Source organism: Candidatus Scalindua japonica (assembly GCF_002443295.1).
Classification (GTDB): domain Bacteria; phylum Planctomycetota; class Brocadiia; order Brocadiales; family Scalinduaceae; genus Scalindua; species Scalindua japonica.
The window spans coordinates 259,533-274,333 of the sequence record NZ_BAOS01000001.1 but is presented as its reverse complement, the minus strand read 5'-3'; the positions used below and the strand labels follow the sequence as shown (position 1 = coordinate 274,333).

The window sequence follows — 14,801 nt, the reverse complement described above, 5'->3', positions numbered from 1 at the left end:
GTAAATATCAACGGTTAATAACTGACAACAACTCAATCAAAGGCCTGCTTATTTCAATGTACCTGTTGATTCCGTTTCAAAGTGGTAAGCAGCTTCAGCATGAAGAGCCAGGTCAAGGCCTTTATCCTCCGCTTCTTCAGTTGTCCTTAATCCTGTTGTATATTTAACTATAAAGCAGATTATGCAAGTAACAGCAAAAGCGTAGGCCCATGTTGCCAGGAATCCTACACACTGTAAGCCTAACTGGTTGAAACCTTCAGCACTCCAGCCAATAAACAAACCGTCAACACCATCAGGACCTGTAACAAATTTTGTACAATAAAGCCCGGTGGCGAATGCTCCTATAGTTCCACCGACTCCGTGCACACCAACAACGTCTAATGCGTCATCATAACCGATAGCTGCTTTCATTTTCACACAAGCAAAATAGCAACCTACTCCAGCCATAATTCCCATCTGAACTGCGCCGAGAGGTCCGACAAACCCAGCTGCCGGAGTTATACAAACCAGACCCGCAACTGCACCGGATGCCATACCAAGTAGTGTTGGTTTCCCGCGGTGGATCCATTCGCATACAATCCATGTGAATGCGGCAGTAGCAGCGGCAGTATTAGTAATAACCCAGGCAAATGCCGCCCTGCCATCTGCAGCCAACTCACTACCGGCATTAAACCCAAACCAACCAAACCAGAGAAGTCCCGCGCCAAGCGCTATCATAGGAACATTTGCGGGAGGTCTTATGTTTGATTTTTTACGTTTTCCAAGGAATAGACATAGTGCGAGTGCTGCAGCAGCAGAATTTATATGAACAACTGTACCACCGGCAAAATCAAGTATTCCCATATTTCCACACCAACCACCACCCCAAACCCAGTGGCAAACCGGATCATAACAGGCCGTCGCCCAAAGTGGGATAAACAACATGCATGCACTAAATCTCATACGCCCTTCAACAGCGCCTAATATAAGACCTAATGTAATAATGGCAAACGTTGCCTGGAACGCAACAAACGTATATTCAGATAATGTACCGGAGAGTGAATCCGGAGTAATACCACGCAAACCTGCCATTCCTAGGCCGCCGATAAAACTTCCATGATCTGTTCCAAAAGAGAGCGTATATCCCCAGAACACCCACTGAACACTGATTATGGCCATACATAAAAAGACCATCATGATCATATTATTGATATTTTTTACGGAACACATTCCACCATAAAAGAATGCCAGACCAGGTGTCATAAGAAGCACCAGGGCGGAAGAGGTAAGTATCCAGGCATTGTCACCTGTATCAAGAGTGGCTTCATCTGCCCATCCCGTCTGGGATGCCACCACCATAAAGACCATCATCAAAATAGAAATATAACTAAACTTTCTCATTCGCGTAACCTCCTTTTGCTATCAAATATTTTGGTTTAATTAGTTACATTAACAAATAATTCGTATTACCAGCAAATTACTTGTGAAATAAAAATTATTAAATTGCCTTTGCTCCCGACTCACCAGTCCTTATTCGAATACAGTCTTCTATATTAGAAATAAATATTTTTCCGTCTCCGATACTACCAGTCCTTGCTACTTCACAAATAGCATCCGTAACCTTTTTTACATCATTATCATCAACAACAGCTTCAATCTTAATTTTAGCCAGCAGATCTACCGAATACTGCCTGCCACGATACACTTCAGTAACACCTTTCTGAGTACCGTGTCCCTTTACTTCCGTAACTGTCATACCAGCCACACCCAGGGCTTTTAATGCTTCCTTGGCACCGCTTAATTTTTCATCCCTGATAATTGCTTCAACTCTTTTCATTACAGCTACCTCCTATTAAAGCACTAAATAATAAAATATTTATTTTTAATTACAACAAACTACCGATTTAAAGCTCCCCCCTTTCTTTCAACAAACAAGACCCACCTCTTCTCTCAATACGATAAACCAGTCCAGATAACACGTCTAGAGTCTGAGACGCTGTCAGGCATTCAAATTATTAAATTTATACTTTTTCAGAGCAAGTACAATCTATACATCATGATCTCATTATAAAAAAACAATAAAAAACCGCGTTACCACAGCAGAGCTATTGCAACACGGTTTTACGATAAGAGCTTCTTGATAAACCACTGAATCCTAACTGCTCTTTCTTCAAGAAAGACAGACTGGAAATATATTCTTTATCCTCCACAAAAAAAACAACTGGCATATAAACAACATTCGACCTTTTACTAAAGTCGCTATTTCCAAAACCCCGCAAGCCTTTTAGAAAAAAATGTAATACAGAAATACAAAAATAGTCGACATAAATTATCAATAATAGAGAGAAATCCCTTTCTACCCTGTTATTAGCACTCAGCAACAAACTATTGTAACCTGCTATCAACAGATCATTACTACTTTCTGAAGAGTTAATTTTTGTCAATGATTTTGAGTTAGATAACGATTCCATAATGAAAGCAATTCTATTAGTTACTTACACAAAAAGATTTAAAAATAAAATGTATGATAAACATCTGATCAACAACTAGAAATTATTAAGAAAACATATAGCAATACATATACCAAACAATAATTACCACAAACTACAAAGTCCCTAAGCCACATCATAACAATACATTACAAATATAAATGCTCCATATGCACCGTTATGAACATCTTGTAATTATGGCTTATATATGCCGTTCGCAAAACCGCCACACCTTATTTCAAGCGATAATTACACCTATAACTGACAGTGAAAATTAAATCAAAAGTAATATTATTTACCATATCAACATTAATTAACGTCATAGTTAAAAAAATGCAATATATTAATATTATTCTATTAAGAAGCGATGCGGTTTCCCGCATTATTATTTAATGTAAAAAAGCAACAGTATTCTTTTCTGCAGCACAACACCAATAATTATGAAACGGCTAAAACGCTAAGGTATGTAAGTGGGTATGTATGTCGAAAAAAAAATCTTATTAAGCAAAGAGTAGACAGTGCAACCATTGGTCAAACTGAAAGTGATTCACATCTTAATTATCATTAAAACACGACTTCTGCTGACCAGAAACTACAATAATAGCCACCCGCCTTGTGTAGCAGGTGGCTATTATTTTTTTAAGTACTTATAACATCCTATTGCTGTTCAGGGTAACACGCCGTACCATGAATATGAATGTCCAGTCCATCTTTTTCAACCTCTTCAGACACTCTCATCTTTGATTTGCTGTTTTTACCACCGATCAATTTAAACAATATGAAAGCCATTATACCTGCCCACGCAAACGCAACTGCTGCGCCAATGATCTGCGATACTAACTGCCCATAATGTCCTGTTATCACCCCATACACTCCACCATATGAACCATCAGCAAAGATACCCAGAGCAATCAACCCCCAGAAACCGTTTGCACCGTGAACAGAACATGCGCCCAGCGGATCATCAACCTTAAATTTATTTCCGATAACCCAGAATGAAATCAAGTAGAGCACAGCCCCAAGAAATCCGATTACAACTGCGGCCCAAGGCGCAACATAAGCACATCCGGCAGAAATAGCAACAAACCCGGCCAAAGCACCATTACACGCCTCACCAACATCAGTATGTCCTGATAACAGATAAGTGAGGAAAAGAACGGTAACAGCACCAATTGATCCGGAAAGAGCTGTATTAGCAGCAACAACTGACATTCTCAAATCACCTGCAGCCAACGTACTTCCCGCATCATAAAACAGCCAACCAAATGCAAGGAGTATTGTTCCAACAATCATATAACCGACATTATGGCCTGGTATTGTATTTGATGAACCATCCTCATTATACCTGCCGGCTCTAGGCCCCAGAAATGCAGCGCCGACAAACCCGATTGTTCCACCAATTGCATGCACTACTCCAGACCCAGCAAAGTCTCTCAAACCAGCACCGTAAGGCAGTTCCCACAACCAACCTTCTCCCCATACCCAATGTCCATATACCGGATATATGAATATATATACGAAGAAAAACATAAGAATATAAGAACAGAGCTTCATTCTTTCAGCAACTGCACCTGCAATTATACTGCCTATAAATGTTGCCACAACAGCCTGGAATATAAACAGCAGAATCACTCTAACGTCGTATGCATCACCTAACAACATAAAACCACTCAAGCCAATGAACTGATTACCTTTTCCCACATGATGCCCCAGAAACTCAAACCCACCAAACATGATTCCAAAACCAACGAACCAGTAAATGATAACACCAAGAGTAGTGGCGATAAAACAGTGAGTCATGTAGTTCAGCGCATTCTTGGCAGGCAATAAGCCCCCTAACAAGACAAAACCTACCTGCATAAACCATATAACAAAACCACAAATAAGAATCCAAGTAAAGTTATTGGACATGCTTATGCCCCTGATGTCCAATGCAAAAGTTTTATCCCCTGTTGGATCAGCAGCATTCGAAACGCCACACATCAGGAAAACAGCAGCAACCAAAATTAACAGAAACCAAATCACATTTTTCTGCTTAAAACGCATATATACTTTCCCCCTTTCTATTTCCCATTACTTTTTGCTAGATATAAATAAAGTAAAAGACAAACAATTCTGATTCATCGGTACCCTTCTACAGCCTGCCAGTTGGACATGTTACAACATCACACTGAGAGGCATCGAACAGTGACAAACGCTAAAGCCCTTCCCTGTTACAATATTTGCCAAGCTCACTAAAAGTAGATATTTTTTTCAGCACAACGAAAATTAATGACAACATTGTGTGGAAGGAATATTTCTCTTGGCATGTAGTTAGGTTAAGAATTTGCATATCTGGTTACAAACGTGTATGAAATAAAGTATCTAACAACCCTAAACTACTAATATAAAACTATATGAAGAAACGAATTAGTGATATATTGCAACATATATACCAAAACTCAAGACAGAACAAACAACACTTGTAACACCATTTTATACAATACCTTACTTAATAACTATCGTGTTTATTATGATAGCAAACACTCACTTATTGCTGGCACAAAACAGCCTCTCAGGAAGAAATAAGCCGTTCAAAGCACATCAGGATTATTACTTGCTGCACCATGAAATGACCATCTATCATTGACCACCACAGCGTAACTTCATATTCAGTCAAACAATTAGTAAGTACCTGTATTTTTGGGGATTATATTGTAGTTTCCCCTATAAAGTCAACAAAATTATGCGAATAAAATCGACAGACTCTGTTTCAATTTATCAGAAAGCAATGACAATCACTATCATCTGATTCAGTGGTTTCGAAACCATTGCCGCAAGCCCACACTTAAGAATCCTGGAACAAATCAACTCTTTATTTCATTCCAAATGGCATCCAACTCTTTCAATGAACACTCTTCTATATTTTTTCCTAAAGCAGCAACCCGCATTTCTACTTTTTTAAACCTGCCTGTAAATTTAGATATACTTTTTCGCAGTAAATCTTCCGAATCTAATTTGAGAAACCTCGAGAGATTTACTACCGCAAACAACAAATCACCTATCTCTTCAGCAATCAACTCTTTTTTCTCACTACTGATTGCTTCTTTGACCTCCTCTAACTCTTCATGGACCTTTGCTATTACGTCCTCAATTACTTCCCAATCGAAGCCTACACGCGCAACTTTTTTTTGAATTTTCTGTGCCTTTTGCAATGCGGGCATATGGTTTGGCACATTATCAACTATTGATTTATTATCGTTACCACCATTTTGTTTTGTCTCTCGTTCTTTTTTCTTTATTTCATTCCATTGGCCCAATGCCTCACTTGCATTTCTCGCCGTCTTATCACCAAAAACATGAGGATGCCTTCTTGTCATTTTCTCTAAACAGGCTTCTAACATATTATTGATATCAAAATTATTACTGTCATCTGCAATTTTACAATAAAAGATTATTAAAAAAAACAGATCCGCGAGTTCTTCTTTTAATTGATCAGAATCTTTTGAGTCTACCGCATCAACAATCTCATAAACCTCTTCGATCAAACACGATTTCAAAGATTCATGCGTCTGCTCCTGATCCCAGGGACATCCGTCTTTACCCCTGAGTGTTTCCATTAATTCTACTAAATCCTTAAAATTACTACCCAACAAACCCTATACTCCTTCCTGTGCAATTACGCCTTAGGTAAAAACCAAATGCTGGCCACTGCCAAATTTAGAATCCTCTGTATCAATAATCTTATTCCTGCATGATCGTTGGAGCAACTACTTTCTTAAAACCTGCCCCCTTAGCGCTATCCATGATGTCAACGACATCTCCGTAAAGCACCATTTTATCGGCTTTTAAAACCAACACTTCATCTCCCGTGTCCAAAATCATTCTTCTTAGTTCTTTTTCAAGGCTATTCTTATCAATTGGTTTATCATGTAAAAACAGTTGCCCATCACGAGTTATAGTTAACACTGCCCTGTCAATCTTACTAACCTCAGAATGCCTTGTAGCAGGCAGCTCTAATTTAATATTCGGCTGTTCCACAAATGCAGAAGTTACCATAAAGAATATTAAAAGCAGAAAAAGCACGTCCACTAACGAAGCAATATTTATTACCGGTTTTATGTATCGTTTTATTCGAAATTGCATGGTTACTTAGCGCCGGGACCAATAGCTTTTCCCTCTTTATCAACAGAATAGATTTTATTCAAAAGCAACATTGAGTATTTTTCCATCTCCAGTATCAGGTTATCTACTTTCCTGTCAAAACTGCTGTATGCGATTAAAGACGGAATCGCTACTCCCAGCCCGATTATGGTTGTTCTTAATGCCTGTGCTATACCACCGGAAAATGCCTTTGTCTGCCCTAACCCTACTTCTGAGATCACGTCAAACACCTGACTCATACCAAGCACAGTGCCGAGCAACCCGAGAAGCGGTGTAATTGCAGTAATAATTTCCAATACTACTAACATTCTCTCCAGGGAACGTGCTTCCTGCCTGCCGGTTGCCTGAATATCCAGTACTTTCTCTTCCCTTGACAGATGCGTATTTGAAATTGCACGTTTAATTATATTTGAAAATGGCCCCTTTATTACATTACATCTGTTATAAATTATCTGAATATCTTCCGGACCCCTGATCGCGCTAATTACTTCGATAAGTTCCGGCCTCATAATACGCCCTCTACGAAGGCTGACCATACGCTCTAAGATAACGGCAAGAGCCACAATCGAACAGATAAATAATGGTATCATTAATGGGCCACCACCCGCTAACCATTCCAATATATCGCCTCCCTAATCAAAAAAAAAGTAACTAAATTTAACATCTATTTGCTTTTCGTTAATATAATCCGGAAATGTATTTAAAGCCGTGTTCTGAATTGACTTTCTAATTTTAGAAGCTAATAGCTCGTTGCCAGCAGAGTCCACAATTTCAACATTCATTATTTTACCGGAAGGAAGCACCTTAAAAGTAACAACTATAGGTTTGTAACCGCTGGTTACCTGATTAATAGATGCATCTGTACCATACTGCAATAACCAGTACAACCTTATTTTATCTTTTATATGTTTGTAATATTGAGCATATTCGTGTTTTTTTACATTAAATGAAGGAGCTCCGGTCATTGGCGCATTTGATATATTATCTTCAAAGAATGGAGCATCATCACCCGTCGGCACATTTTCTATCTGGCGTTCAGGAGGTTTCGATTGCTTCCGCGGCTTACTCGCGACACTCTCCGTCTTACCGCTAACCAGCTCCTTCATAACTGTTTTTGGAATAGATGCTGTTTTTGTATATTCTTCAACAGGATCAACAACCTCTTTATCTCCCACATCAGCATCTGTATCATCTCTTTTTATTGATTCCGGTTCAAATACAACAACGTCAGAATCAAATACGTCAGAATATACCTTTTCAATATTCTCTACCGGTTTTGTATCTAGACTACTCAGAGGTTGAGAGCTCACCTCTTCATGCTCAACAACCTCTGCATCCTCGACGACAGACACTTCTTCTACCTGATCCCTCCCCTCAACTGCATCGGTATCAGATTGATCTTCTCTCTGATCGACTTCAGGCATGCTGGCTACGGTTTCATCTTCAACCTGTTTCTCAGCAATCTCTTCATTCGCGTCCGTAACCGGCTCAGCAAGACCAACATTAACCGGCAAACCTGAGACTTGAGGCGCTGTTGCCGCAAACTCATCAGGAACTTCTCCAGGAAAAACAGTTTCACTCTCTAGTCGTGGTTTATCGTTTATATCATTTTCGTCTGTATAATTGTCTCTCGCGACAGACCCTTTTTCTCCTATTTTATTAGTCTCAGCCCGTGGTTCTTCATCAACGGTTTCTCCAGATGTATCAACAAAGAGATCTCTCTTCTCTTCACGTACATCGGATTCTACCATCTCTTCTTCTTCTTCTTCTACCGGCTCTTCTTTTTCTTCTTTCTGTTCATCGGATCCAAGGTCTATCTCTACAACATAGTTACTGTCCTTCGTTCCATAATCGTTAATATCAAGAACCGGTCTCAGTAAATGACTTATACTAGAAGTTGAAAAGATGAGAATCAGGTGTATTATTCCTGATATCGTTAGAAAATAAACAAAAATAGTTTTATTTTCATAAACAAAATGAGGTTTTAGACGCATTAATTTTTATCTAACGGAAGATAATTTACGTTTATATCAATGAGGTGGTAAGTAATATTTGCGACTTCGCAGACAAAATATCAGTCAGCAGCAGGTTAAATATAATGGTGGTAAGTGTGAAATACGACCAGGCATGTGTATATCAAATTTTAAATCAAACTGCATCTATAACAATACTTTTTTACTCTAGCATGAAGTGCTCATTAACTGATATATAATCACCCACATAATGCCCGATAGCAATCCTACAGAAGTGCCCTACTTTTCTATAAAATCATTAATATATTTATAATATTCACTATCTGTGCTCAAATACAAACGGGTATTTTCGTCAATTGTCTTTTCATATGTTTCGAGAGTCTTTGTAAAGGAATAAAATTCAGGGGCTTTTTTGTAAGCGTCCGCGTATATTCTGATTGCCTCAGCATCAGCTTCACCTCTTGTCTCAACCGCTATTTTATAACCTTCAGATTCTATCTTCTCCAACTCCTTTTTCATATACCCCAAAATCTCAGCCTCTTCTCTCCTGCCTTCAGATTCATATTTACTTGCAATCCTTATTCTTTCTGAACGCATCCTGTCAAATATTTTAGGAATAACCGCCGGAACATAATTAACATGCTTTATCCTGACATCAACCAGTTCCATACCATATCTTTCACGCAACCCTTCATTTGCCATTTTATTTATTTCACCGACCAAACTGGATCTTCCATGAGAAACTCGGACTTTTTTGTCCATTTCTGCCTTTTCCAACTCTACTGTTGTATATTCGAGTTTCCGATTCGTGTTCCTGAGAATCTCATTTAACGGATACGAGCTTACAATATTTTTAACGGATGATTCTATAACTTCATCCAACACACCCTGCCCCCTGCTTTCCGTCCCTAATGAGGTATAGAATTTTAAAGGGTCAACAATTCTCCAACGGGCCCAGGTATTAATACCGATATTTTCCTTATCTCTTGTCAGGATATCACTGGGCTCTCCATCCCACTCTATAATGCGCTTTTCAAAAAATTTCGCTTTTTGAATAAAAGGTGTTTTTACATTTAACCCCGGTTTTTGTACAACCTTAACAGGCCTTCCAAATTGGGTGATTACGCATTGTGATTTAATATCAACTACATAAAAAGAGCTACTGACTATGATAATAATAACGACTATCGTAATTATAGCTATTGTTATAAATGCCTGTGATTTTTGCGTCATTTCAACACCTTACTCTCTCCCAGTTTGAGTATTGGTAAAATCCCTTTCTGGTCTTTATCGATTATATACACTTCATCACACTTCGGAATCGCCTTTTCCATGGTTTCAAGGTAAAGCCTCCTCCTTGTTACGTCCTTTGCCTTCTCATACTCTCTCCAGACAGCAAGAAACGCCTTAGTATCTCCAGTAGCCTCGTTAATTCTCTTTATCTTATACCCTTCAGCCTCTCTAATTGCCTGTTCCTTCTTTCCCATTGCTGCCGGTATTACCTTGTTCTTCTTACCTTCGGCCTCGTTTGTAATCTGGTCCCTCAACTGTACCGCTTTATTAACAGCGTCAAATGCGTCTTTAACCTGCTCTGGCGGGTTAACACCCTTCAGGTTGACAACTTGTATATCAATTCCACAGCCGTAACTATCCAGAAATGACTCTATTTCCTTCTCTGCAACACCCTCTATTCCCCTTCTTCCAATAGTCAACACCTCATCAATAGACCTGTTACCTACGATTCTCCGCATGACTGCTTCAGAAACATCTCTGATAGTACTTTTTACATTTCGAACATTAAAAAGAAAATCTTTCAGATTTTTTATCTTATATCTTACGACCCAATGCACCACAGCACAATTTCTATCTCCAGTCAACATAAGAGAAACTTCACTTGCACCCCTGAAATTATAATCAATCATGCTCTCCCTGCCGGAACGAAGAGTCCTGTAACCAAATTCTTCATTATATATACGCTTAACTTCACCTGCATATACCCTGTCAACACCAAAAGGCAGTTTAAAATGCAATCCGGGTCCAACAGTCTCCATATACTTACCAAACCTCAATATTGTCGCTTCCTGGTTTGCCTTAACCGTAAATATTGAAGAATACCCAAGTATGATAATACCTATAACAAAGGCTATTGGAATTATATACTTCTTAAAAGGATCAAATTGTATTTTATCAAACCTGAATTCGGGTTGATCACCGTATCCATTCATAATTTATCTTTCATACAAGACCACCTAAATATCAAGCTAACAATTGGTTAGGCATGCAATACTACAACTAAATAACCACAATATACCGATTTTGGCAATTCTACAAACAACACCTCTATGTGTCAAGCGAATAATAACCATACGGGATAGCGGTAACCAGGCTTGAAACTTTGAAGAACTAGATAACCTTTGTAATTTCATCCACCTCAAAATAAGGCAACTCTCTCGGAGTTCCATCAACTATTATTTTCAACCCGTACTCCTTATCAGTCAATTTACCTATCACAGAACACTCTATATCATTTTGTACAAGCTCGCTTATCACCGCGTCTTTATCATCAGGGCCTGCTACTATTAACAATGCACCTGAGGCAATCACACCCAATGGATCAAGATTATACTCAGAACACAATATCCTTGTTTCCTCTAAATACCGGATCTTCTCCTCATACACCAGTACACCCGTGTTCGAAACACTTGCAAGTTCTCTCAATCCGGCTGCCAGACCACCTTCCGTTGGATCATGCATCGCGCGAATATCAGCCACTTGATTAACAATATGCGCTTCTTTGACAACGCTGATCCCCGGATCAAGCAAAAAGTTACCGACCTTTTCGACAAATAAATTGCCAAATTTCCCGGATAACTCTTTTTCTCTTTCTCTCGCAAGGAGTGCCATTCCTTCAATTGCAATACCCTTGGTCAATATAATCTGATCTCCTGCCCTGGCACGAGAATTTGTCACTAAGTTATCCTTATCTACTTCGCCAAGCATATTCCCGGAAACGATTGGACGATCCAAACCTTGAGTTATTTCTGTATGTCCACCACAAACAACAATGCCCAGCTCTTCCGCAGCTTTTTCAATATCGTAAAATATTTCCTTAACTAATGCGCTGTCCGTTTTATTTTCCGGCAGAAAGATAGACGTAAGTAGCCACTTTGGAACCCCTCCCATTGTCGCGATATCATTTGCGTTTACATTAACCATGTACCACCCTATCTTATGGGATGTAAAGGTTATTGGATCGGTTGTTGAAACAAGATATTTATCGCCAAAATCTATTACGGCAGCATCTTCACCGACTTTCGGTCCTACAATAACCCTTGGGTCATTTTCCCCAATACTGCCTATCAGTTCATCCAGAAATTTGGTATTTAACTTGCCAACTTGAAATGTATTCATTGTCTTTAATTAAGGTATTCAAGAATTATGAAATTGGGGAGTTCCTGAATTCCTTCATATTAAATCCCTTATATCTCTTAATCCTAATTTCTCACGACTTGCAAATGGCTCACCGTATTGTGTTCCGATTAATGATCCAAAGTACTGACCACAAGAACGCATTGCTCCATTTACCGCATGCCATCTTTCTTCAGTATATGCATATTGTGACTTATAGGATTTTACAGCCTCAACTTTACTTTCAAACTCATCACTGATATCAATAATTAAAGCCGGCGAGAGATGCACTCTCTGGTGAGACCACAAATAATATAGAATACGACCTGGATACCACGGTTCACCTGCTAAATCTGTCTTTGTAAGTTTAGCATAGAACCTTGCCGCCTCACCTATCTGTGTTGCCTGTATGTGATCAGGATGGGCATCTTCCCAACAGGGAAGAAACATGATATGAGGCCTCACTCTTCTAATAACTTCAGCCAGTCTATGTCTTGATTCTTTATTATCAAAGAGATAACGATTTGTAAGGCCCAGATTTGTCCTGCCAGACACGCCAAGTATATCAGTTGCCTTTTTACACTCTTCATGCCTTATTTCCGGAGTACCATGCGGTGTAGGTTCTCCATTTGTAAGATCTACAATATGAACCTCATGTCCAAGTTTCATGAATTTTATTATACTGCCCCCCATACCGGATTCCACATCATCAGGGTGAGTACTTACGGCAAGAATGGTTATTTTAGAATCTGACATTATGATATTGAGGCAGACCTCTCTTTCGAGAGGACTACGCGATTGGAACCCTCTCGAAAGAGAGACTTTTCATGCTTATACAAAATGATAGCTAAATGTTAAAACTGGTTTGCTTTCCAGGGACAGGATCATCACTCAGTACATTGTTATTAATTAATAAATCAACGGCCTTTTCGGTAAGGGATTTACTGTTTGTGTAAAAGCCAATGTACCCTTCATGATGGTTCTGTGAAGTCAGTTCCTGCGCTATCAACGAAATATTGATAGTCTTACTTGTGATAATTGAAATCCAATTATTACGAATTATATCCGCGTTCTTTGTCTTGACATGCACATTTTCCGCAATGTCCGCAACATGTACGTCAGCGACACCTACAACGAATATCTGGTCCGCACAGGCCGCTAATTTAGTATATCTTTCACGGTGCTCATTAAACCTGCTTAATTCCTGAAAACCGGAATACAATAAACACCGCTTTTTATGCAACTTCAAAGTGTCTTCAATAACCCTGCTCATCATTAACAAAGTCCTTCTTGATGACGTAAAATGGCATTCACCATCAAGAGATTCAAGTTGCAGATCATCAAAAAGAGGTGTGGGATCGTGAGAAACCGTTAAAGCTCTTACCTCTACTATAAGGTCATGAAAAATATTATTTTTATCCAGCATAAATGAAAGCTACTCTTCTATTTCAAATTTACCTTGCTGATGTTTAAACCTGGGGTTGTCCAGGTCCTGAACCAATTCCGTGTACTCCTGTACCGACACATTATTATGCCAGTATCCGGTAAATCGTGCGGTATTCATAAAAACTACAAATAGCCCAACTACGAGACCGGCATAGACAGCATAGTGGATCTTTTTACCAAAACCCAGGAGTTTCATATCAAGCGCTCCACTTACAGGACACGAATCAACACAATCATAGCATCCCAGACACTCTACATCATAAACAATGTTCTTTTTCTCAACTTCTATATGAACAGGACAAGCAACCGTACACTTACTGCAGTCAACACACGTTTTTTTGTTTCTCACTATTCTGGTTGGACTCGCCCATCCCAGGACACCTATCAATGCGCCATACGGACAAAAATACCGGCACCAGTAATTCTTATTAAAGATGGAGAAAACAAAAATCACAGACAATATAATTATCGCAAGCATGGAAAGATTAAGAAAAAAGTGCATCATTTTAATATCTGCAACTTTCATATACGGGGCTTTCTCAAATATCATCCCAATCTGAGCTGCTGACATCTTTATCACTATGTTTACGGTAAAAAAAGCCAAAAGGGTATACTTCCAGGCACGCGCGATAGCATCTTCCACACGGACTGGCCAGATTTTCCTGGGCAGGACAAAGGGTATGATAATAGCCGCAATCATTAAAGGAAAGATAAACTTCATACCCGGAGATTTAAATGAGGCAAACGTTATCATATTCAGAAGCATCAAGGCGACAATCGGTGTAGTTATCATGCTAAGGCCGCATGTAAGTTTAACCGGAAACTTTTCCAACCAATAGCTGACCCCCCTGCCGCATTTAGACTTTACCCAATCACCAAATCTCCATGCCCACTCAGACATTGTTCCAACCGGACATATCCAGCTGCAAAAACCTCTTTGGAAAAGAAACGATGTTACCAGAATAGAAGCAAATATTATAAAGCCAGCTGGATGCAAAGGGTCTACCGCCCCGGTACCCAGAAAATACTTCAAACCCATAAATGCGCCTATCGGCAAAAACGCCTCTACACCTGGCGGTCTTGCCACAAAAGCAGTAACACCGCCTGATTCGCAATATCGCACAAACAGATAAAACGACCATCCAACGTAAATTGTCAAAATAAAAAACGAAATTTGTGAAAACCATCTGAACCTGAGTGACGTGATCCATGATGATTTCTTTTTTTTTGATACCGGTGATTCACCGGTTTTCTGTATCGAATCTTCTGTTATTACAGCCAAAATACTCTCCCATTTCAGTAGCAAGTACGTAATCGCCTGAAACATTCAAGGCATACGTACGGTAAAATCCCTAAAATCCTC

At 39.2% G+C, this 14,801-nt stretch carries 14 protein-coding genes; all 14 read right to left on the bottom strand.

Going from position 1 to position 14,801, the window contains the following annotated elements:
• Window positions 1-48: 48 nt before the first annotated feature.
• On the bottom strand, window positions 49-1,380 hold the full coding sequence (locus SCALIN_RS01030; RefSeq protein ID WP_096892408.1) for an ammonium transporter: 1,332 nt from the start codon (window positions 1,378-1,380) through the stop codon (window positions 49-51).
• 97 nt (window positions 1,381-1,477) lie between these two features.
• Window positions 1,478-1,816: a P-II family nitrogen regulator gene (locus SCALIN_RS01025; protein ID WP_096892407.1), complete on the bottom strand. Its 339-nt coding sequence runs from the start codon at window positions 1,814-1,816 to the stop codon at window positions 1,478-1,480.
• 268 nt (window positions 1,817-2,084) lie between these two features.
• A complete protein-coding gene (locus SCALIN_RS21545) occupies window positions 2,085-2,450 on the bottom strand; it encodes a hypothetical protein (protein WP_133111574.1) in 366 nt (121 codons plus the stop codon).
• Window positions 2,451-3,125: 675 nt separating this feature from the next.
• Window positions 3,126-4,493, bottom strand: a complete 1,368-nt coding sequence (locus SCALIN_RS01020) for an ammonium transporter (protein WP_230406531.1) — start codon at window positions 4,491-4,493, stop codon at window positions 3,126-3,128.
• An 821-nt stretch (window positions 4,494-5,314) separates the two neighbouring features.
• The gene (gene mazG / locus SCALIN_RS01015) at window positions 5,315-6,103 is read right to left on the bottom strand and encodes a nucleoside triphosphate pyrophosphohydrolase (RefSeq protein WP_230406530.1); all 789 of its coding nucleotides are present in this window, start codon (window positions 6,101-6,103) and stop codon (window positions 5,315-5,317) included.
• A gap of 88 nt (window positions 6,104-6,191) precedes the next feature.
• Window positions 6,192-6,593 (bottom strand): ExbD/TolR family protein, encoded by a 402-nt coding sequence (locus SCALIN_RS01010; RefSeq protein ID WP_096892405.1) that lies wholly within the window; start codon window positions 6,591-6,593, stop codon window positions 6,192-6,194.
• Window positions 6,594-6,595: 2 nt separating this feature from the next.
• On the bottom strand, window positions 6,596-7,231 hold the full coding sequence (locus tag SCALIN_RS01005; RefSeq protein WP_096892404.1) for a MotA/TolQ/ExbB proton channel family protein: 636 nt from the start codon (window positions 7,229-7,231) through the stop codon (window positions 6,596-6,598).
• Between the two features lie 12 nt (window positions 7,232-7,243).
• Window positions 7,244-8,605, bottom strand: a complete 1,362-nt coding sequence (locus tag SCALIN_RS01000) for a TonB C-terminal domain-containing protein (RefSeq protein WP_096892403.1) — start codon at window positions 8,603-8,605, stop codon at window positions 7,244-7,246.
• 258 nt (window positions 8,606-8,863) lie between these two features.
• Complete coding sequence (hflC, locus tag SCALIN_RS00995) at window positions 8,864-9,817, bottom strand: protease modulator HflC (protein WP_096892402.1); 954 nt, start codon at window positions 9,815-9,817, stop codon at window positions 8,864-8,866.
• On the bottom strand, window positions 9,814-10,809 hold the full coding sequence (gene hflK, locus SCALIN_RS00990) for an FtsH protease activity modulator HflK (protein WP_096892401.1): 996 nt from the start codon (window positions 10,807-10,809) through the stop codon (window positions 9,814-9,816). The genes hflC and hflK overlap by 4 nt, the downstream gene beginning before the upstream one ends.
• Before the next feature lie 178 nt (window positions 10,810-10,987).
• Window positions 10,988-11,995: an AIR synthase family protein gene (locus tag SCALIN_RS00985; protein ID WP_096892400.1), complete on the bottom strand. Its 1,008-nt coding sequence runs from the start codon at window positions 11,993-11,995 to the stop codon at window positions 10,988-10,990.
• 54 nt (window positions 11,996-12,049) lie between these two features.
• On the bottom strand, window positions 12,050-12,748 hold the full coding sequence (gene bshB1, locus SCALIN_RS00980; RefSeq protein ID WP_096892399.1) for a bacillithiol biosynthesis deacetylase BshB1: 699 nt from the start codon (window positions 12,746-12,748) through the stop codon (window positions 12,050-12,052).
• Between the two features lie 91 nt (window positions 12,749-12,839).
• The gene (locus tag SCALIN_RS00975; protein ID WP_096892398.1) at window positions 12,840-13,418 is read right to left on the bottom strand and encodes a DICT sensory domain-containing protein; all 579 of its coding nucleotides are present in this window, start codon (window positions 13,416-13,418) and stop codon (window positions 12,840-12,842) included.
• 9 nt (window positions 13,419-13,427) lie between these two features.
• A complete protein-coding gene (locus SCALIN_RS00970) occupies window positions 13,428-14,720 on the bottom strand; it encodes a 4Fe-4S binding protein (protein WP_162532090.1) in 1,293 nt (430 codons plus the stop codon).
• Between the last annotated feature and the right edge of the window lie 81 nt (window positions 14,721-14,801).